Raw genomic sequence first — 20,247 nt, forward strand, 5'->3', positions numbered from 1 at the left:
TTAACACCATCCTAAGTCACAGCCTTCTACTGCTGAACTGTTATCTCGACGCGTATCAATGATGCGATAAAACTTACCATCTTCATACAAATAACCATCTTCTAATACATACTGCTTCTCTTCAGTATAGACATAAAATTTACCAATCATAAATTTATTAGAATATAATTCCAAATAATCTGTCTTAAATTTCGCAACTACCTTGTCTGTAATATCAATTTTAATTGTGCGACTCATCTCCCACCCCTCCTTTCGAAAAAGAACGGATTGGTTTATTGTATTAAGAATTTTTTATTTTATGAATGAAATTTAAGGGGATATGCTAAAGAGAAAAAAAGAAACTTGAGGTAAACCTATAAACTATAAACAAAATAATCGCTCTCCATTTTTAATAGAGGTACCGCCCATCAACCTAAGATTATATAAGTTTAATTTCACGTAAGATTTTTCTTTTTTCTAAAGATCCAGTGTAAGTTCCTTAAAGAGTTGCATACCAAATAAACCCTATCGGGCTTCAATTTTTTAGATTACGCTACATGATTGTGAGACATAGAAAAGTTGTATACGACGCCTAAGATATCAAAGACAGTTTTCTTCTCACACCTATGAGATTTTCGTCCATTTTTTTGTAAGAGATTGAATAGACGAAATAATACCTTTGTTAATTCTTGGATGTCTTTTTGTAAGGATTGATAAATAAGTGGAAAATAATCTTTTATGATATAAATCGCTTTATATTCGCTTAATTCTCGCTTCTTCTTGATGAGGAGTAATTGGCGCATTTGAAACATGGTGGAAGAACAAAGAAGGATACTAATTAATTATCCATATAAATGACATTCTAGTCGTTCTAATTTTACAGAATTACAGTGATGAATACGAAAAAATGATTTCCATGTTTTAAAGATAAGTTCAATTTGCCATCGCAAGGAGTAAAAATCATATACTTGTTCCTTTGGCAGATATTCCAAAGGAATATTTGTAATGTAAAAATTAATTGTACTAAGCCGCTTACTACGTTCCCTATAGGTAATTTGCTTTTTATGTTCTTTAGATGCTAAATCCTTTTGTCTACGTTTCATTTGCGTTTCAGTTAATTTATACAGAATAAGTCTTGCAGGAAGTTTTTGATACATTCCAATATAAATCTCAGGAATTTCATATGTTTCACCTGACTTTAATTGGTCAATGAATTGCTCCATATCTAATTGGATGTATTCAGAGTGCTTTTTTATTGTTCCATAGAAATTGATAGATTCATACAAAAACGCCATCCTTTCCTATGATTCTATAGAAAGAATAGCGTATTTTTTCATTATTTTTAAAGATAAATATATGTTCAGAAAGATAAAAACCTAAGTTTAATTGAACATTGATTTGTTTACACACTTTATGAACATGATTATAGTCAGAAAACATTGATATTATTGACTTTTACTCTCTGTTCATAAATACAGGAGTTTCTGGAAAGATGCCTCTTAACGTACAGGAAATACCCAAAATGTGTCTAAACGTACAATTTTCCCGAAATGGTATGGTGAGGCCTATTATAGCAACTAATACAACACAATTAATATTGTGTTGTATTAGGTTCATCCAAGTTAAGGTCTGCCTATCACACAAGTAAGAGATACTTTTCTAATACTGACATTGGTTGTTCTGTTTGGTTAGCTTTACTCATTCCTATTTGATGAGGGACTGAATAATTTTACTTAGTTCATACACCCCCTTTTCTAAATCATTAAGTGAAGCATAAGCGTATGATAAACGTATGTATTGCCCTTCATCTTGTCCATAGATATGTCCTGGATTTAAGAGGACTCCTTTTGCTAAAGCAAGGCTGTACAGGGTTCGCATAGACACTACTCCTTTTATACGAATCCAAATAAAGAGTCCCCCTTGAGGTACTTCCCACGTAGCTAAATGCTGTAAATATTGTTCAAGCCATCTTATCAATGCATCCCTGCGAGTTTTCAACTGCTTTCGTACTGAGATTACATGTTCTTGATAAAAACCACTACTAAGCCAGTTAGTAGCAATACGCTGAGACAAAGAGCTTGATCCGTAATCAGATTGCATTTTAATGTCAGCTAAGTGATTAATAACAGATTGTGGACCCACAAGCCAACCAATTCGCAACCCTGGAGTAAGCGTCTTGGATAGGCTTCCTAGATAAAGAACTTGACCGTGTAAATCTTTTGCTTTTAAAGCTAAAGGAGGTTCTTTATCAATCCATAACTCTCTATAAATATCATCTTCAATGATAGGAATCCGTTCTTCTTTACTAATTCTTAAAAGCTCATTTCGTCGAGTATCCGACATAACACATCCAGTTGGATTATGAAAGGATGGAATAGTGTATATTATGCTTCTTTTATGCCTTTTCTTTTGAATTGGAATAGATTGTGTGAGCATACCTTCATTATCTATAGGTACTCCAGCAAGGGACATACCTGCAGATTGAAATACATGTAAAGAGTAAAGATAAGATGGCTTTTCAAGTAAAACAGTAGATCCCGGCCTTAGTAGTCCTATAGAAATAAGGTGTAGAGCTTGTAAAGCACCTGAAACGATGAGAATAGAATCAGACGACACTTGAATCCCCTGAGATTTTAGGTACTCACTGACTGATTGACGTAAAGGTAAGAATCCTTTTGGTTCTTCATAGCCAAATGTTCCTATTTCATTCGCCAAATCCTTTATACTCTGTTTCATCTGAACCAGAGGAAACATATCGGGTGATAACTCCCCTTTACTAAGTTGTATAAGATTAGAGTTAGACTCAGCCTCATTAATCTGTTGTACAACTATTCGGCTAGGTTTATGAACTCCAACATTAACCTGGTCATTCCAATTTTCCGGTTCATTTGTTAGCAATGACCAGGTGTTATTTGTCACAATATTGCCCATACCCATTTTCCCCTCAATAAGCCCCTCTGCCTGAAGTTCCTCAAGTGCAGTCACAACTGTACTGCGGTTGACCTTAAAAATGGTAGCCAATTTGCGTTGACTATAGATTTTACTTCCAATTGTCCACTCACCTGTCGCAATCTTTGATTTTATGTATTCCATGATTTGTATGTATTTGAGTGTCTTATCCTCTCTATCCTTATTACATTGTTCCATTTCAGCTATATCTCCTTTTTAAAGTGGTTGGGTTTTTATCTTGTCACTGGTTGAAGACATTGTATCAAGCAAAGACTATGATGAAAAGTGTAAACAGCAAACATAAAAGTGGTTGGGTTTTTTATAAGGAGGGAGGAAAGAGTAATGAAAATATCTAATATGGCTATCTTGATTTCTCACTTATCCATCATATTGCTATGGGCTTCAGCTTTTCCTGGCATTCGTATTGCTCTACAAGGATATAGCCCAGAAGACCTTTCTTTGTTACGCTTATTAATAGGATCCTTCGTTTTAGCACTTTTTGCTATTGCCACTCGTATGAGACTACCGACAGTAAAGGACATGCCATTTATTATATTACTTGGTGGGCTAGGATTTACAGCATACTATATGGCATTAAACTATGGAGAGAAGTTTGTAAATGCTGGGACTGCAAGTTTGCTTGTTTCGTTAACTCCTATTTTTACAACAATCTTAGCTTGGATCATCTTTCGAGAACGCATAAATTTGTGGAGATGGTTTGGAGGAATAGTCGCATTTTTAGGAGTAACCCTTCTCTCTTTGGGGAATTCAGGGGATTTTTCATTTCAGAAGAGCGCACTCTTTATCTTGGTGGCCTCCATTGCTGAAAGCCTGTACTTTGTACTACAGAAGCCATATCTAAAGAAATATGGTTTTCTGCCTCTTGCTTGCTATACCACTTGGGGAGGTACCCTCTTAATGTTAATTTTCCTCCCTGGACTATGGCATTCTGTTGCAAAAGCTCCACAGGAAGCAACATGGAGTGCTGTATACTTAGGCATCTTCCCTACAGTCTTACCTTATATACTATTAGGGTTTCTTATCACACATAGAGGAGCTTCAGAATCTACAAGCTCTCTTTACCTCACTCCCCTTTTATCTTTCGTTATCGCTTGGGTATGGTTAGGAGAGACTCCCACCCTAATGACGATTATAGGAGGCATTATAATTTTGATGGGTGTCATGTTAACCACCATTCAACCTGACACAGTTAAGATAAAAGAGAAGAAACAGTCATTTAGACTAAAAAAGATTTTCAGAGAAAGCAACATGAGGAAACAACGTAATTACGAATAAGTGTAAAGAAATGGTATTGTTATAAATTAAGGAGGAGTAATTATGAATATATATCAAGCAACAATAAAGGATCTGAAAGTTGTTTCTCATTTATTTAATTTATATCGTATCTTTTATAAGCAACCTTCTGATTATGAGGATGCCGAATCCTTCATTTCAGATCGCTTAAAAAATGAAGAATCCGTTATTTTTGTAGCAGTTCATGAAGGAGAATACCTAGGTTTTACTCAGTTATATCCCTCATTTTCTTCCGTTTCTATGAAGAGAACATGGATTTTAAATGATTTATATGTGCAAGAGGAAGCAAGAAAACAAGGAATAGCTCAAGCCCTTCTAGATAAAGCAAAATTGCATGCTATTCAATCTAATGCCAAATCATTAGAACTTCAAACCGCTCCTGATAATACGAATGCGCAAAAATTGTATGAAAAGAATGGCTATCAAAACGATACTTCTTTCCTAAATTATTCTTTAAATTTGATGTGAATGTAAATAAACAAGGGAGTGCATATCTTTAAATGTAGGCGGAATTACTAGTTTAAAGAATGAGTTCCCAAGTTGTTGACAAAGATGCATCAGCACTTACGTGCTGGTGCATCTTTGTCATAGTTTCAGCTTTTTATGTCGAAATTTGCTTAGCGTGGTTTTTTTCCGAAATGCTGGCGGTACCCCATACCCATCAAGCTAAGATTTTGAAATATCCCCAAAACGAAAAATTTATATTTCTACAGTTATTTATAAGAATTCAGCTCACTTTTTTCGTTTTGGCAAACAACCAATTTCTTAAGTTGATGGATGTGGGGGCTGTACCCCTATAAATACCCTCAATAACAATTATTTGGTAAATATTGTATCACTATGACCCGTTTTTACACGTATCTCTGCTGTATCCCTAATTCGTTAGATAAAAAAAGGTTTGTAAAATGCTAGTTGTTTAGATGGTGTTAAATATTGTAAAATAAAAATGGTACCAAAAAAACCATATGGGTACCCGAGGTTTAGGGGGCAGATTATGAAACAAAGAATCTTAACAGAAACAATTCATCAAATTCAAACGAAGGGGTTTACATTTACAATTAGTGACCTAGCAAAACAATTAGCTGTGAGTAAGAGGACAATCTATGAGCACTTCTCTTCAAAGGATGAGATAGTAGATGAAGTTATTCGTAATGTAATAGAAAGTATTCAAGAAAAGGAAAAAAATATTGCTGAAGATGATACGTTACAAACAGTTGAAAAAATAAGACGCATCTTAATTTGTATTCCACAACAATTTAAATTCATGGATGCACGTTTATTAGTAGAACTAAAAAAACACCATTATAATCAATGGTTGAAATTAGATCAGTTTTTACGTGAAGGTTGGTCTACTGTAATCCGGTTAATAGAAGAGGGAATGAGAGAAGGGAGTATTAGACAAATTCAAGTTCCGTTTTTTATTGAAGTATATTTAGGCGCACTGAATCGCATATATGATCCTATATTTATTGAAAAGAGTGATTATACATTGGGGAGTATGCTCGAATCTATTATGGACATGTTGCTGTATGGAATTTCTAATTCAAAATAGAAGGTGGGAGAATAATGCAGTGGATTTATTTATGCTTAGCAATTTTATTTGAAGTAGCGGGTACAACTGCGATGAAACTATCTGATGGATTAACGAAACTTGTCCCAAGTATTCTTATTTTTGTATTTTATATAATAAGTTTTTCATTTCTGTCATTTGCATTAAAGGGGATGGAGATGTCCGTTGCATATGCGGTTTGGTCAGGTATGGGAATTGTTACGATTACAATAATTGGTTTCTTTTATTTTGGAGAAAGTATCAATGTAATTAAGATACTAGCGATTCTTTTTATTTTAATTGGAGTCGTGATCTTAAATTTTAATAGTGCGGCACATGAAGAGAAAAACAAAAAAATGGTGGAGGAACGTGTACATTGAACCGTTTAAAATATTTTTTCCTTATTACTGATATTGGGTTTATTATATATTGGTTCATAACAGTTTTTCATATGATTCCACAAGAATATTTATTTAAAGATTATCAAAATCCTATTTTAGTGGCATGGAACTGGTCTTTTCTACCTTTAGATTTGTTAATCTCGTTGACGGGACTTTTAAGTTTGTATTTGTATTCTAAACAAAAGCATATTTGGAGCCATTTTGCGTTCTTATCATTAATTTTAACTTTTTGTTCAGGATTACAAGCTCTAGCATTTTGGACAATCCGTTTAGATTTCGATATTTCTTGGTGGATTCCTAATTTATATTTATTAGTTTATCCATGCTTTTTCTTAAAAGGTATTTGGAGAGAGTGTGGATGGTATGAGACTAACATGAAATAATTAAGAAAGGAATTCAATAGGTATAATCGGAGCGGAAGAAGAAAGTGAACTTACAATAGGGGTCTCGTCGCATCGCTATCAAGTTAAGAAATACATTGTTCCTCAAAACAAAAAAACGAACCGAATTCCCATGGACAACTATGAAGAAATAAGATTTTTGTTTTGGGGATACTTCAAAATCTTAACTTGATGGGCATGAAGCGGTACTCCTAATAACAATAAAATTTATAATATATAGAATCTCTGCTCCGTTAATGCTCTTACATCTTCAATCGCGGGAGCGCAATCCCCCTGTATTCATGAGTACAATTCTCCATCCATCAGGGTCTTCTATTGTAATTCCTTTTTCTTTCCAATAAGGATTTTCTGGCTCAACTTCATCATACCCCATTGTATGTAGTCTATGATGTATTTTTTCGATTTCACTTTTATCAGGAAAATAAAATACAAGTAAGTTATCCTTTGTTGGAGCAGGACATGGGCTTCCATTTATATGTCTTGTAAACTCTAAATGATATTCTACACCAGGTAAGCCAAACATTACCCCATCATAGTCTTCATGATTATGAAACTCGCCTATACGTTTTAACCCCAATCCTTCTTCGTAAAACTTAATTACTTCTTCAAGTTTGTCTGTCGGTCTTGCTATTCTAAACTGAACCCATTTTTTCATATAAATTCCTCCCTCTATGAATTTAAGAGCACTTTCATCTACTACTACTATAAAATAGCGATATGCTTCTTAAAATCCCCCATTAGAGTTAGAACGAGGTACGAAAATAGGAGTATGAATCAATAGTACGGCCCAGTGCTCATCTTTTATTGAAAGTATTATATACATCAAAAAAACGAAATATTTTTACATTTTATGTTAAAATAAAACTGCAAATACTTTCCAATTGCAATGAAATATTTTGATAAAAAATACTTGCTATTATTTTTAAAGGAGTGATTTTAAATATTTAGTTTAGAGCATAAAAAAATAGATTAATAGTTATACTATCTCCACTAATGATTATTCTATTTATTCATTTTGCTACATCATTAATTTATCCTTATGTCTTGAAATACACCTGGATTATTACTGCTTTATTATATTGGGGATTATTAGGTTTGATGATCCTACTTTTTTCCTCATATAATAGAATGAAAGGCTGGTTTAAAAAGCCTTCTTATAATAAGATTTGGTTAATTGCAGGAGTACTAATCGGTCTATTTCCTGTTTTATGAATTTTACTTCCAAATTATAATTTGATTTTCAACTATCCGGGTTTATCTATATTAGTAATTTTATTTGCAGCTATTAACCCTTGGTTTGAAGAAGGATATTGGAGAGGTTTGTTGTTAGATGCTGGGGAAAATCCCCCTATTTGGATGAGAATTCTTTATTCTAGTGCCCTATTCGCCTTTAGTCATCCTCTTATTTGGGGGGTATTTTCAATTGGAAATAGATCTTATCAATTACTCTTCACTTTATTTGTAATGGGGATTGTCTGGTCTTTCATTCGGTATAAAATGAAGAGTTTACGATGGTCTGTATATTCTCATATACTTGTAGACCTAGGAAATTTATCTGTTTTTGTATTTTTAAATGTCTATATTCCACCTGGAATGTAATTCTCTCTATTTCATAATTACATCAAGGAAAAAAGCGTACCATCTCTTATCAGATCGTACGCTTTTTATGTATGATAAGACCATCTTTACGCAAACAGCCTTCTTTTCAAAACAATATACACACTCAAAAACAACATATATCCAAAACTAGCAACCATAATCATTACCGGTATAGGGTAAAATTTAGCTGCATATACAAAAAAATCGATTTGCATAATGTCATGGGAATCTGAAACCGGCCCTTTGAAATAATTCGTAAACTTAGCTGAATACTTCCAGTCAAAGGAATCCTCAATTAAATTACTTCCTTCGTACCAACTGATAATTGCTGAAACGATGAAGAATATAAAAGCTACTCCGAATTGAACCATGTATCTCATTTTCACAGAACTCTCCTTTTTCTATGTATTAACCTTCGTTTATATACTTACTTCTTACTTTTTTAACATGGGATGACAAAACAATATTAGTTGACGGATTTCCATATTTCATAGCTTCATCAATAAACATTTCTAAACTCTCTACAGAATGAGTAGCTACTTTTGCAATATAGCTAATTTCTCCAGCCACACGATAGCATTCCAATACATCAGGATGATTGTGACAAAAATTCATAAGAGCTTTGCATTCCTTTGTTTTAAATAATATAAGAGCCATAATGTTCCGATCTAATTTTTTTAAGGATACACTCGCATGATATCCTTCAATCGTATGATTATCTTCTAACTTCCTTACTCGCTCAATAACAGCTGGTGACGACAAATGAACAATCTCTGCTAAATCTTTCATTGAAATCTTCGCATTCTTTTGTAATTCGCTTACTATTCTTTCATCGATTTTATCCAAAATTACACAACCTTTTTTTGTAAAGCATACTATATTAATTTCTTAAATAAGTAAAGTCAAATTATGTATTAATCGTTTTTAAATTATGTTATTGGCATTTGTTTCTAATTAAAATAATAACAAAAGGGGGGGGCTAAATAATGAAAAGAATATTGTTACTATTAGCGGATGGCTTCGAGGCTGTAGAAGCTAGTGTGTTCACAGACGTTTTTGGTTGGAATAAGTGGGAAGGCGATGGAACTACAGAATTAGTAACTGTTGGACTCCGTAAAGAATTAAAATGCACCTGGAACTTTACGATTATTCCTGAAAAAATAATTACGGAAATAGATTTGGAAGAGTTTGATGCCTTAGCTATTCCTGGGGGATTTGAAGAAGCTGGCTTTTATAATGACGCTTTCGATGAAAGATTTCTTGAAGTGATTAGGTACTTTGATACTAAGAAAAAACCAATTGCCAGTATTTGTGTAGCATCTTTAACCTTAGGTAAAAGTGGAATATTACAAAATAGAAAAGCAACCACTTACGACCATCCAACTAGTCACCGGAAAGAACAATTAAAAACATTTGATGCAACCGTTCAGAATGTACCGATCGTTCAAGATGATCATATTATAACTTCATCGAATCCATCTACAGGATTTGATGTCGCTTTTCTCTTACTTGAAAAATTAACTTCAGAAATCAACGTCAAACGTGTAAAGGAATTAATGGGGTTTAAAATTTGATAGAAAAAGAACTTATATTACGAGAAATAGAGTAATATAAGTTCTTTTTCTATTTTTTGGAACTTAGTTCCATTAGATGAATCGTAATGCGGTGCTATCTCATAATTTTAAGATAGAAGTCCGAAACCCCTTCTATTATTGTCCAGATTGCTCCATCTGCTTTTGTTTTAACCGCTGTTCTAAAACGCTAATCATAAAGAGGAAATGATTCGCTTCTCTCACAACATGATCAGCTAGCAAAGGATTAATTACGTTTCGAATTTGACATGTTTGAATAAGCTCCAATCCTGCTTTTTTGAAGTTTCTTAACTCAACAGTCGCATTTTCGCTGTCTTTATTCATTTTACCAATAATAGGATATGTCGGTTGTTTCTTATATAACATTGATTCGACATCTCTAGCCTGATTGAGAAGAACCTCAAAATCGTCACCAAATTTCGAAGCAGTATGAACTAAGTTTCTCTCTGATTGATCAAGTAAAGAAGCAATAAAACGAGAGTGTTCCATCATGATTCGTAACCAAAATACATTTTCACTAATGATCGCATCTTGAATTGGATCCATTTTTCCCTCATTAAATTTCTGAAGCGACCTCATAAAATATTCTGCCTCTCGTGCAATATGATCGACTAATAACGGGAAATTAAAACCTTTTACTTTACAATTAACAATTAGAATTAAAAGGTTTCTTTTATAATTACGAAAAGCATAAACGAGCTCGATGCTTTCTTCATTTAATTTTCTAACTGCTTGAACGGTTTGAGGAACAGAAAATGCTTTTTGTAAATGTCGGTCAAACAAATGATAAAACTGCTCTACTTGTTGAATTAAATTTTTATCATGTCTATCAAACCCTTCACTCAGAAAAAGAGCATGCTCTTTCATAATTCGCAGCCAAAATTGATTTTCAGTTAAGGATCTTTCAATAAATAGTTGTTCTGTTAACGATTCAGCCGGTGCTGCTTTCAGCTCTGGAGGCAACAGCATAGCACGCTGAGGATCCATAACAAAGTGTTCAGGAATAGGTTTATCTTGAGACATATACTCACTCCTTATCCCTCGAATCTCACTACTATACTATGTATATGGATAATCTACATACAGGATAAATAGAAGAAATAGTAATTCTTTCAAGGTTTTTTATATTAACTTTATTTATCGCCCGGGGCAGGCTGATCTACGCCCTTAATACGATGTTTATGTCCACTGTCTTCCGTCGTATAAAAGTCGTAATAATGAACATGCATCCCATTTCCAACCGGGATCGCTGGGCCTGAATACGCCTTGTAATAGTGTGTATGCCCATCTTCGAACAAAACATATCCTTCTGTATAATGTATATGCCCGCCCTCTTGTGTCTTAATAGGCGGGGATGTTACATCTAGACATTGATGTACATGTCCTGCATCAACAGATGTATAATCCACTGACCCATGGTTATGATGTGGTACAAATCCAGAAACAAAATCATTTTTTCCCACCCTATTCATTCCGTTCATGATCCTCATTCCCCTTATATATAAAGATAGACTCTATAAACTAGTATGCTTATACTATCGAGATAATTCCTCTCTCATCTATCCTGCTACTTTTGGGAAAGGAGAGCCCGATTGGTGAGAGCCTTCCGTGAACAATCTCTCCTAAAAAATAAAAAAGGTGTCTCCAAAATCGCGACTTAGAAACACCCTCTTCTACTCTTTATCTATGACTTAGCATTGCAAGTAACTTTTCTTGACTGTACATCCACACTGTAATAATTAAACAAGCAAGCGCTACTTCTGATAACGCCATAAATCCAATTGCATAGTGTCCTGTTAATTGGAATAGTAACGTTAAAATTAATGGCGGGAAGAAACCGCCAAGTCCCCCAAGTGCCGCTACAAGACCGTTTACAATACCAGCTTGTTTCGAGAAATACATTGGTACAAGTTTAAAGATCGTTCCATTTCCAATACCAGCGCAAAAGGCAACTAATAAACAGCCAAATGTATATACGTGCATGCTTGGCATAAAGGATAAAATAATACCTGATAATGTTAATCCAATAAATACAAAGATTAAAATTTTAAATGGATTCAATTTATCACCAAGCCAGCCCCCAATTGGACGCATGATTGTTGCTAGCACGATAAAACCTGCTGTGCGTAATCCAGCATCTACTTTAGCTAAGCCAAAGTGAGATACAAGGAAGTTCGGTAAATAGACTGTAAATGCAACGAAAGAACCGAAAGTTAAGAAATAGAAAATACATAAGAACCAAAGTTTTTCATTTTTATATACACCTTTAATTTGTTCCATTAATGGTGTATTTACCTTCTTCTCGTTACGATCTCCTAATAGGAAGTTTACTAACGCAAATGCAGCGAGCAAGATTAAATATATTTGTACAGTCGTTCTCCAACCAAACGAAGTTGCAAGTACTGGCGCAAAAAATGATGTAACTGCTGTTCCTACATTTCCTGCTCCGTAAATTCCGTTTACAAAGCCATGCTTTTCTTTCGGATAGTATTTCGGAAGAGCTGTTACCCCAACAGAGAATACAGCACCGCCAACTCCAGCAAATAAACCGCCAATAATTAAATCTAGCATCGATTTTGCCATACTAATATAAAAGACAGGGAATAATAGAATAATAAAACTAATAAAAAATAATTTTCTTGCTCCGTAACGATTCGTCCAGTAACCAATTGGAATGCGAAGAATAGATCCTAAAATAACTGGTACTGCTGTGACAAGAGAAATCTGTCCTGCTGTTAACGCAATGTCTGCTTTAATAAATGGCATTAAAGAAGATAAAATAACCCATACCATAAAGCCAATTACAAGATTTGAAGTTTGTAATCCTAACTGAAAATTCGGATTTTTCATCAGTCTCTCCTCCAATTTTGTTCAATATTTCACAATTTCTATTGCTTCCCTCCTGCCTAATCACGATAAAGCGTGATTAGGCAGGAAAGAATCAGCCTCCACTTACTGGCGGAATCAATGCAACAACGTCACCATCTTGAATGATATCATCTTCATTTGCATATTCTTCATTAATTGCAACCATTGTGTGCTGTGAAAGAGATACATTGTAGTCTTTCGTCACAAGTTCCTTCAATTCTGATACGGCAAGATTTTGTACATCGATTTGTAATTGATGCGCTCCAGCTTCTTCTTGTAAATGAGAAAATAATAATACTGTAATCATTCTATATTCTCCTTTCCTGGTTCTCCCTTTGGATACGATGTTTGTTCTAATTGATCGCCAATCCATTTCTCACCGTCTTCCCAAAACTCTTTCTTCCAAATTGGAACAATTTGTTTAATGCGCTCCATAATGTACTCATTTGCCTCGTATGCCGCTTTTCGATGCGGCGTCGATACCGCGACAACTACCGCAATATCAGAAATTTGCAGTGTGCCAATGCGATGTGTAATCGCCACATGTGTTCCTGGCCATTTTTCTTTCGTTTCCTCACCAATTTTGGCAAGCATCTTTTCAGCCATCGAACGATATGCAGCATATTCTAAGTAAAGTGTACGGCGCCCTTTCGTAAACTCGCGCACTGTACCAGTGAATGTCGTCACAGCACCGCATTCACGGCGAATGACTTTCTTTGTCACTTCTTCAATGGAAATCGGTGTTTCCACTACTTCAAAATACGTATTTGTCATTTTGCATCCCTCATTCTTTGTACGAACCAATCTATATACTCTTCATCTTCTGTTATATGAAAAACTTTATAATTTTCATGCCATGTTGTCGGTGCCTCATTCCATGTAATAACGGCGATCACATTTTCTACACTTTCTAATAAAGAGGCATCTTCCTCTGACCTAAGTAAAACAACTTTCGGGTATGGTTCTTTTTTATATCCTTCAACGATAATGACTTCTGCCTCAAAACATGTATATAAACGAATGATTTTTTCTAAAGACCAATGGCTAGCAGCAGATAAAGACAATAATCCGTCTCCCTCTACTGCGCTGACGATCGCTCCAGCTTGGCGATGGCGTTCGCTATCTTTTTGCAGCGGCAGCTCTGGATATCCTCCGTGTCCATGATGCTTAATCGTCCCTACTCGCACGCCTTCATTCGTTAACGCCTTAACCAGTTTCTCTGTCAATGTCGTCTTCCCGCTATTTTGATACCCTACGATTTGTAAGACTGGAACGGTTCTTTCCATGGCCACTCACTTCCTTGCTCTGCTTCTAGTAAAAGGACAGTAACAGTCATCCCCTCTTCAAAGCCGCGCGTACCACCTGGTAAGACGATAAAAGCATTCGCATCAGCGAGTGAAGACACAGCACTTGATTTATCAAGCCCAACTGGCACTACTTGCAGTTGTCCGTTGACTATTTCTACTTTCCCTCTAACAAAACGTGTAAATGGATTTGCTTTCGGAAACCCCTTCATTAAAATGGCAGCACCTCGGTACATATGAGGCTGCTTCCTATGTAGAAATGTCTGAATAATAGGACGTACAAACAATTCAAATCCAACATAGCAAGCAGACGGATTACCTGATAATCCAAATAATAATTTTCCGTTTACTTCCGCTACCGTCGTTACACTTCCCGGCCGCATCGCTACTTTATTGAACAGTACATGCGCTCCAAGCTTCTCATAAATAGCCGGTAAATAATCATAATCTCCAACTGACACACCGCCTGTTGTAATAAGAATATCGACTTCTTCCATTGTCTTTTTTACCATCTCATAGCAAGTATCAAAGTCATCTGCGAATTGTCCATAATACCGGACAGAGCCGCCCGCTCGCATAATTTGCGCAGCAATCATATAGGAGTTGCTGTTACGAATTTTTCCCGGTTCAAGCGGTTCATGAACTTCTAACAGTTCACTTCCCGTTGTTACAATTCCAATAACGGGACGCTTTACAACAGCTACTTCACTATAGCCAAACGTTGCAAGAAGCGCTGCCACTCCTGGATTAATCACTGTTCCCTTTTCCACAAGTACATCATGTTGCTTTACATCTTCACCTTTATATGAAATATTATCGCCTGATTGAAACGGACGCTTCAGCTTCATATATGTTTTCTCGTCTTTTTGAAATCCTTCTGTAAGCTCAAGCATGACAACCGCATCACAACCAGTTGGAATCGCTGCACCTGTCATAATGCGCACAGCTTGAAACGCCTTCACTTCCTCTGTAAAAACAAAGCCCGCACCAATTTCTCCAACGACTTCAAATTGGGATGGATGTTCAGAACTTGCCTTTTTTGTATCTTCTGCACGAATCGCAAAACCATCATATGGAGAGCGATCAAAATGAGGAACATCATGATCCGCTACTACGTCTTCCCCAAGAATTCGTCCATAGCTTTCTGTAAGCGGTACTCGCTCTGTTTCTCCATGTTTTGCATATTTCATCACATGTGCCACCGCATCGCTAACAGCAATTGGTATTCGTTTTTCTAGCATCATTTTCACCCCACATTTGCAAAATATCACATCTTCATTACAATTTTTATTGTACAATGCTAATCATAATAGCAATTACTTCAAGGAGGAATTTCATGTCTTCATTTACTCATTTTAATGATCAAGGGCGTGCCAAAATGGTCGATATTAGCGATAAGAAGATTACCGTGCGAACAGCTATTGCTCGTTCTAGCATCATCGTGACGAAAGAAATTTATGATAAAATTACCCATAATGAAATCGGAAAAGGCGATGTTCTAGCGGTTGCACAAATCGCTGGCATTATGGCAGCAAAGCGTACTTCTGATATCATTCCGATGTGTCATCCGCTGCTTCTAAAAGGTGTCGATATTTCCTTTGACTGGAATATTGCAGATGAACAATATCGTTTACTTATTGAAGTAAAGGTGAAAACAGAGGGCAGCACCGGCGTTGAAATGGAAGCTTTAACTGCAGCCTCCGCTACCGCTCTTACCGTATATGACATGTGCAAAGCTGTCGATAAAGGCATGATCATCGGTGAAACATACTTGTTTGAAAAAACAGGCGGCAAAAGCGGCGATTATACAAGAAATCGATCTTAAATTCTTTCATCGAATCCAAGGGGAGCGTCCCCTTGGATTCATCCTATATAACGAGCGTATAATCGCTTTGCCACTTGTATATCATTTGTACCATGAACAAATGCTCGCCCATCTTGGAATAAAACAAAGCGATATTCATCTACATGAAATGATAATAAGTACGGTGTCCTCTGCATCGTCACGCTCTTTTGTAAGCGCTTTTCTATTTCTTCTAAGTTAAGAAGCTGATTTATGCCTGAGCGAATCTGAACTGTATTTCGGCCGCACAGCACTTCTGTTTTCATTTGTGCCTCAAATGTTAAGCTTGGATATGTACGCAATTTACCACAAGACAGGCAATTCTCTTTTTTCTGCCTATTTACTCTAAATGCCATATACTGATTGTTCCAAAGATCGAATGTTACCATTGTTTCTCGCAATGCTTCAAAATCTCCAACTAGTATTTTCAAAGCTTCTGCAACTTGATAAGCAACGACCATTTGCACAGCTGGTTGAATAATCCCCGCTGTATCACACGTTGCTCCGCTCGTTGGATGCTCCATTAAACATCGAAAACATGGTGTTTTCCCTGGGATAATCGTATACGTTACACCATAACTGCCTACACAACCACCGTATATCCACGGAACGTTATACTTCTGTGAAATATCGTTAATAAGAAGACGCGTATCGAAATTATCTGTTGCATCTATGATTACATCCACGTTCTTAACAAGCTGTTCCATTTCTTGCACCGTTACATCCGTTACAACTGGTTCGATATCTACTTCAGAGTTAATTCGCCTTAAATGCTGCGCCGCTGCAACTGCTTTCGGTACATAACGATTCGCATCTTCTTCTGTATATAATTGCTGCCTTTGTAAATTGCTCCACTCGACATAATCACGGTCCGCAATCGTCAACTTGCCAATTCCCGCCCGAACAAGCGCCTCGGCATTTGCTGCACCAAGTGCACCAGCACCAATAATTAATACATGTTTTTCACCTAGATTTCGCTGGCCAGTTTCACCAATCTCTGAAAAGAGTACTTGCCTTGAGTACCGCTCTTGCATCTCGATCCCTTCTCTCTTATCCGCCAATATATGACATTTCAATTTTCGGGCGGTTATTTGCACTTTCTTCCGTTCGTTCATCTGAATAGCGATCACTGCGCTTCGTCCACATATCTTGCACGATTTGGAATAACTCTTCATCATCTATATTCCTGCGCAGAAGCGTTCGTAAATCCGTTCCTGTTGTTGCAAATAAACATGTATAAAACTTACCTTCTGCTGAAATACGTGCTCTCGTACAAGAAGAGCAAAATGATTCAGAAACAGATGTGATAAAGCCGACTTCTGCCTCAGTTCCAACATATCGATAACGCTTTGCCACCTCACCAAAATAATGCGGATCTACCGGCTCAATTGGATACACACGTCCAATCATATCGATTAACTCTTTTTTCGTAATCACTTGTTTGAAATTCCAACCGTTCGTACTACCAACATCCATAAATTCGATAAAGCGAAGAGGGATGCACTGCTCTTTGCAGTAAGCAGCCATCTTCAAGATTTGATTATCATTCATTCCCTTTTTCACAACCATATTGATTTTCACTTCTAATCCGGCGGATCTTGCCGCTTCAATTCCTCGTAATATAGGCTTCGTACTTACATTGCGACCGTTAATGCTTCGAAATACATCATCATCTAGTGCATCTAAACTGACGTTTACTCGCCCTAAACCAGCTTCTTTTAAAGCTTTCGCTTGCTTCGTTAAATGAATACCGTTCGTCGTTAGCCCAATATCTGTTAGCCCTTCTAATTTCACAAGACGTTCAATGAGCTGTGGTAAATCTTTACGAAGTAACGGTTCGCCGCCAGTTAATCGAATTTTCCTAACACCCATACGAACAAAAATTTTCGCCAATCTCTCAATCTCATCAAACGTAAGCAAAAATTCATCTTTTAAAAACGCATAATCTGGCCCAAACACTTCAGCCGGCATACAATATGTGCACCGAAAATTACAACGATCAATGACAGAAATACGTAAATCTTGAAGCGGACGCTGCCATGCATCTAAAATCTTCTCAGTCATCTTCACCCCTCCTTCTTGCTGCATGTATATCTATTTTTATTCTATTATAATATATTTTTAAATGGGGGGTTTTTACCCAAAACTCTTATCTTTTTTAACTGCCTTTCATTTGCCTTTATCATAAAAAAGAACGACAATCTATGTTGTGATATTTCTCACATCATATATACCATTCAAAAATTCTTCACAAATCTGTTCGTATTTTGTTCACATTGTATGAAGGTCCTGATACCCAACCCATTACAAAAAAAGTGTACAATCTAAGTTGCACACTTTTTACTGCTTTTAATCCACTTATACTTGCGTCCGATATTCCTTACCCCACTCACACATAAGTGTAATAATTGGCGTAAGGGATCTTCCGAAGTTCGTTAAAGAATACTCCACTTTTGGCGGAACTTCTTTATATACCTCCCGATGAATTACACCTGCAGCCTCGAGCTCTCGTAACTGTCTTGTTAACATGCGCTGCGTTATGCCGGGCATTAATCGTAAAAATTGATTAAAACGAATTTCTTTCGCACTCATTAAATGAAACAAAATAACCCCTTTCCATTTCCCCCCAATTACATCTAGTGTTAACTCTACCGGACAACGATATATCTCTTCATTTTTCATTTCATCACTCTCCATTAGTATACAAATTGATACTATGTGCTAAAAATGTACGTACTTACATCATTCATTGTACTACTGTAGAATCTATTTTGTAATCAACTTACTATAAAAAAGCAAATTACGAAAAGGTGGTTATGTAAATGGAACATACAAAGGAAGAAATTTTAAAAGCTTATCACTTTAGACATGCGTGTAAAGAATTCGATGTAAATAAAAAAATCTCTGATGAAGATTTTCATTTCATTTTAGAAACTGGCCGACTTTCTCCAAGTTCATTTGGTTTTGAACCTTGGAAATTTGTTGTCATTCAAAATCAAGAACTTCGCGAAAAACTTCTCCCTGTAGCATGGGGGGCTCAAAAACAATTACCAACAGCAAGCCACTTTGTCGTTATATTAGCTCGTAAAAAAGAAGAAATGCTTTATAATTCTTCCTATATTTCGGATTTCATGAAAAATATTCAGAAGCTTCCAGAAGAAGTCATAGCAATGATGCGTGGCTTTTATAAGGAGTTTCAAGAATCTGATTTTCAATTATTAGAAAGCGATCGTGCAATATTTGATTGGGCCTCTAAACAAACTTACATCGCTCTCGGTAATATGATGACTGCAGCTGCTCAGATTGGTATCGATTCTTGTCCAATTGAAGGATTCAATCCAGAAAAAGTAAATGCAGTTTTAAAAGAAGAAGGAATTATTTCAGATGATACATTTGGTGTCTCTGTTCTCGTTGCTTTTGGTTATCGCGCGGAAGAACCAAAACATGATAAAACGCGTCAATCAATGAATCAAGTTGTTGAATGGATTAAATAAAGAAAAAAGGTGCCTGCAACAGGCATCTTTTTTCTTTTCTAAAAGTACGCTTACTCACAGATAAAAATTACGATATCTCTTATACTACATTGAAAATATCTCTTGCATTTTCACTATATTTACATTCAAAATAAGAAATAGACTGTTCTGAAAAGAAAGGTGATTGCTGTGACAAACAGTACGGCATTATCAAATGATTTAAAAGAATTACTCGCATCTGTCGAATATAAAATGCAAGTGAGCAAAGCCAATTATATTTTCCAAGAAGGTATGGTGGCAAAAGAACTATACATTATTCACTCTGGAAAAGTACAAATTAGTAAAATTAGTGCCGATGGTCAAGAATTGACGCTGCGCATTTGTTCGCAAAATGATATTATCGGAGAACTTACATTGTTTACAGAGGATGCCAAATATTTGTTAAATGCAAAAGTGCTTGAGCATGCGGAAATCGGTGTTATTAAACGAGATGCATTAGAAAAAGCATTGCTAAAAAAACCAGCTCTTGCATTTGAATTTATGAAGTGGATTAGTGAGCATTTACGAAGAATGCAAACGAAGTTTCGTGATTTAGTATTGCATGGCAAAAAGGGAGCGCTCTATTCGACTCTCATTCGCATGACGAATAGTTATGGGATTTTAAAAGAAGATGGTATTCTCATTGATCTTCCATTAACGAATCAAGAGCTTGCAAACTTCTGTGCAACCTCTCGAGAAAGTGTCAATCGCATGTTAAATGATTTAAAAAAACAAGGCATTATTTCCATTCACAAAGGAAAGATTACCATTCATAATTTACACTTTTTAAAATGTGCAATCGCTTGTGAGGATTGCCCTACCTCTATTTGTAGTATTGAGTAGCATCTCATTTAGATGCTGCTCTTTTTTTATTCTACATCCTAAACGTGTTTTGTAATGCGCAAAATGTCACACCTTCTCTATTTTCCCCTTACA

25 protein-coding genes and 1 pseudogene are annotated in these 20,247 nt (G+C 35.9%); 10 read left to right on the top strand and 16 right to left on the bottom strand.

Going from position 1 to position 20,247, the window contains the following annotated elements:
• From AB1284_RS18820 to AB1284_RS18830, 3 genes and pseudogenes are all read right to left on the bottom strand, one after another.
• Positions 1-237: a DUF2553 family protein gene (locus AB1284_RS18820; RefSeq protein WP_098306719.1), complete on the bottom strand. Its 237-nt coding sequence runs from the start codon at positions 235-237 to the stop codon at positions 1-3.
• A gap of 290 nt (positions 238-527) precedes the next feature.
• Positions 528-1,241 (bottom strand): annotated as a pseudogene (locus tag AB1284_RS18825) (transposase); the annotation flags it as partial.
• A 442-nt stretch (positions 1,242-1,683) separates the two neighbouring features.
• Positions 1,684-3,126 carry a PLP-dependent aminotransferase family protein gene (locus AB1284_RS18830; protein WP_429753484.1) on the bottom strand — a complete coding sequence of 481 codons (1,443 nt, stop codon included), beginning with the start codon at positions 3,124-3,126 and terminating at the stop codon, positions 1,684-1,686.
• Between the two features lie 144 nt (positions 3,127-3,270).
• Here AB1284_RS18830 and AB1284_RS18835 point away from each other — a divergent pair, with 144 nt between their 5' ends.
• The 5 genes from AB1284_RS18835 (at position 3,271) to AB1284_RS18855 (ending at position 6,575) form a co-directional block, all read left to right on the top strand.
• Entirely contained in the window at positions 3,271-4,224 is a 954-nt protein-coding gene (locus AB1284_RS18835) for a DMT family transporter (RefSeq protein WP_429753483.1), read from the top strand.
• A gap of 42 nt (positions 4,225-4,266) precedes the next feature.
• A complete protein-coding gene (locus tag AB1284_RS18840) occupies positions 4,267-4,710 on the top strand; it encodes an N-acetyltransferase family protein (RefSeq protein ID WP_429753482.1) in 444 nt (147 codons plus the stop codon).
• Positions 4,711-5,236: 526 nt separating this feature from the next.
• Positions 5,237-5,794: a TetR/AcrR family transcriptional regulator gene (locus AB1284_RS18845; protein ID WP_429753481.1), complete on the top strand. Its 558-nt coding sequence runs from the start codon at positions 5,237-5,239 to the stop codon at positions 5,792-5,794.
• A gap of 14 nt (positions 5,795-5,808) precedes the next feature.
• Positions 5,809-6,171 carry a DMT family transporter gene (locus AB1284_RS18850; RefSeq protein WP_429753480.1) on the top strand — a complete coding sequence of 121 codons (363 nt, stop codon included), beginning with the start codon at positions 5,809-5,811 and terminating at the stop codon, positions 6,169-6,171.
• Positions 6,168-6,575, top strand: a complete 408-nt coding sequence (locus AB1284_RS18855; protein ID WP_429753479.1) for a YvaD family protein — start codon at positions 6,168-6,170, stop codon at positions 6,573-6,575. Before AB1284_RS18850 ends, AB1284_RS18855 begins: the two co-directional genes overlap by 4 nt.
• A gap of 268 nt (positions 6,576-6,843) precedes the next feature.
• On the opposite strand, the gene AB1284_RS18860 is transcribed toward AB1284_RS18855, so the two are convergent.
• On the bottom strand, positions 6,844-7,248 hold the full coding sequence (locus AB1284_RS18860) for a VOC family protein (protein ID WP_429753478.1): 405 nt from the start codon (positions 7,246-7,248) through the stop codon (positions 6,844-6,846).
• Between the two features lie 578 nt (positions 7,249-7,826).
• Between AB1284_RS18860 and AB1284_RS18865 the strand changes: the two genes are divergently transcribed.
• Complete coding sequence (locus tag AB1284_RS18865) at positions 7,827-8,192, top strand: CPBP family intramembrane glutamic endopeptidase (protein WP_429753477.1); 366 nt, start codon at positions 7,827-7,829, stop codon at positions 8,190-8,192.
• 86 nt (positions 8,193-8,278) lie between these two features.
• Here AB1284_RS18865 and AB1284_RS18870 read toward each other — a convergent pair whose 3' ends face one another.
• Together AB1284_RS18870 and AB1284_RS18875 are read right to left on the bottom strand one after the other, a co-directional pair.
• Entirely contained in the window at positions 8,279-8,578 is a 300-nt protein-coding gene (locus AB1284_RS18870; RefSeq protein ID WP_429753476.1) for a YjdJ family protein, read from the bottom strand.
• Between the two features lie 22 nt (positions 8,579-8,600).
• Positions 8,601-9,038, bottom strand: coding sequence for an Lrp/AsnC family transcriptional regulator (locus AB1284_RS18875; protein ID WP_429753475.1), 438 nt, complete (start codon positions 9,036-9,038; stop codon positions 8,601-8,603).
• Positions 9,039-9,178: 140 nt separating this feature from the next.
• Here AB1284_RS18875 and AB1284_RS18880 point away from each other — a divergent pair, with 140 nt between their 5' ends.
• Positions 9,179-9,766: a DJ-1/PfpI family protein gene (locus AB1284_RS18880; RefSeq protein WP_429753474.1), complete on the top strand. Its 588-nt coding sequence runs from the start codon at positions 9,179-9,181 to the stop codon at positions 9,764-9,766.
• A gap of 135 nt (positions 9,767-9,901) precedes the next feature.
• Here the strand turns inward: AB1284_RS18880 and AB1284_RS18885 are convergent, their stop codons facing one another.
• The 7 genes from AB1284_RS18885 to AB1284_RS18915 form a co-directional block, all read right to left on the bottom strand.
• Positions 9,902-10,807: a DUF2935 domain-containing protein gene (locus AB1284_RS18885; protein ID WP_429753473.1), complete on the bottom strand. Its 906-nt coding sequence runs from the start codon at positions 10,805-10,807 to the stop codon at positions 9,902-9,904.
• A 110-nt stretch (positions 10,808-10,917) separates the two neighbouring features.
• Complete coding sequence (locus AB1284_RS18890; RefSeq protein ID WP_429754421.1) at positions 10,918-11,256, bottom strand: YmaF family protein; 339 nt, start codon at positions 11,254-11,256, stop codon at positions 10,918-10,920.
• Between the two features lie 208 nt (positions 11,257-11,464).
• The gene (locus AB1284_RS18895) at positions 11,465-12,634 is read right to left on the bottom strand and encodes a nitrate/nitrite transporter (protein ID WP_429753472.1); all 1,170 of its coding nucleotides are present in this window, start codon (positions 12,632-12,634) and stop codon (positions 11,465-11,467) included.
• Between the two features lie 91 nt (positions 12,635-12,725).
• The gene (gene moaD / locus AB1284_RS18900) at positions 12,726-12,959 is read right to left on the bottom strand and encodes a molybdopterin converting factor subunit 1 (RefSeq protein WP_336484456.1); all 234 of its coding nucleotides are present in this window, start codon (positions 12,957-12,959) and stop codon (positions 12,726-12,728) included.
• Positions 12,956-13,426 carry a molybdenum cofactor biosynthesis protein MoaE gene (locus AB1284_RS18905; RefSeq protein WP_429753471.1) on the bottom strand — a complete coding sequence of 157 codons (471 nt, stop codon included), beginning with the start codon at positions 13,424-13,426 and terminating at the stop codon, positions 12,956-12,958. Before AB1284_RS18905 ends, moaD begins: the two co-directional genes overlap by 4 nt.
• The gene (gene mobB, locus AB1284_RS18910; protein ID WP_429753470.1) at positions 13,423-13,944 is read right to left on the bottom strand and encodes a molybdopterin-guanine dinucleotide biosynthesis protein B; all 522 of its coding nucleotides are present in this window, start codon (positions 13,942-13,944) and stop codon (positions 13,423-13,425) included. The genes AB1284_RS18905 and mobB overlap by 4 nt, the downstream gene beginning before the upstream one ends.
• The gene (locus AB1284_RS18915) at positions 13,905-15,197 is read right to left on the bottom strand and encodes a molybdopterin molybdotransferase MoeA (protein ID WP_429753469.1); all 1,293 of its coding nucleotides are present in this window, start codon (positions 15,195-15,197) and stop codon (positions 13,905-13,907) included. Before AB1284_RS18915 ends, mobB begins: the two co-directional genes overlap by 40 nt.
• Positions 15,198-15,292: 95 nt before the next feature.
• Between AB1284_RS18915 and moaC the strand changes: the two genes are divergently transcribed.
• Positions 15,293-15,781 carry a cyclic pyranopterin monophosphate synthase MoaC gene (moaC, locus tag AB1284_RS18920; RefSeq protein WP_429753468.1) on the top strand — a complete coding sequence of 163 codons (489 nt, stop codon included), beginning with the start codon at positions 15,293-15,295 and terminating at the stop codon, positions 15,779-15,781.
• 38 nt (positions 15,782-15,819) lie between these two features.
• On the opposite strand, the gene AB1284_RS18925 is transcribed toward moaC, so the two are convergent.
• The 3 genes from AB1284_RS18925 to AB1284_RS18935 form a co-directional block, all read right to left on the bottom strand.
• Positions 15,820-16,833 carry a molybdopterin-synthase adenylyltransferase MoeB gene (locus AB1284_RS18925; RefSeq protein ID WP_429753467.1) on the bottom strand — a complete coding sequence of 338 codons (1,014 nt, stop codon included), beginning with the start codon at positions 16,831-16,833 and terminating at the stop codon, positions 15,820-15,822.
• Positions 16,834-16,849: 16 nt separating this feature from the next.
• Positions 16,850-17,863, bottom strand: a complete 1,014-nt coding sequence (gene moaA, locus AB1284_RS18930; RefSeq protein ID WP_429753466.1) for a GTP 3',8-cyclase MoaA — start codon at positions 17,861-17,863, stop codon at positions 16,850-16,852.
• A gap of 294 nt (positions 17,864-18,157) precedes the next feature.
• A complete protein-coding gene (locus AB1284_RS18935; protein WP_429753465.1) occupies positions 18,158-18,496 on the bottom strand; it encodes a winged helix-turn-helix transcriptional regulator in 339 nt (112 codons plus the stop codon).
• A gap of 125 nt (positions 18,497-18,621) precedes the next feature.
• Here AB1284_RS18935 and AB1284_RS18940 point away from each other — a divergent pair, with 125 nt between their 5' ends.
• The gene (locus tag AB1284_RS18940; protein ID WP_429753464.1) at positions 18,622-19,293 is read left to right on the top strand and encodes an NAD(P)H-dependent oxidoreductase; all 672 of its coding nucleotides are present in this window, start codon (positions 18,622-18,624) and stop codon (positions 19,291-19,293) included.
• A 168-nt stretch (positions 19,294-19,461) separates the two neighbouring features.
• A complete protein-coding gene (locus tag AB1284_RS18945; RefSeq protein ID WP_429753463.1) occupies positions 19,462-20,154 on the top strand; it encodes a Crp/Fnr family transcriptional regulator in 693 nt (230 codons plus the stop codon).
• The last annotated feature ends 93 nt before the right edge of the window (positions 20,155-20,247 follow it).

It is taken from the genome of Bacillus sp. S2(2024) (assembly GCF_050474045.1).
Taxonomy (GTDB): Bacteria; Bacillota; Bacilli; order Bacillales; family Bacillaceae_G; genus Bacillus_A; species Bacillus_A yunxiaonensis.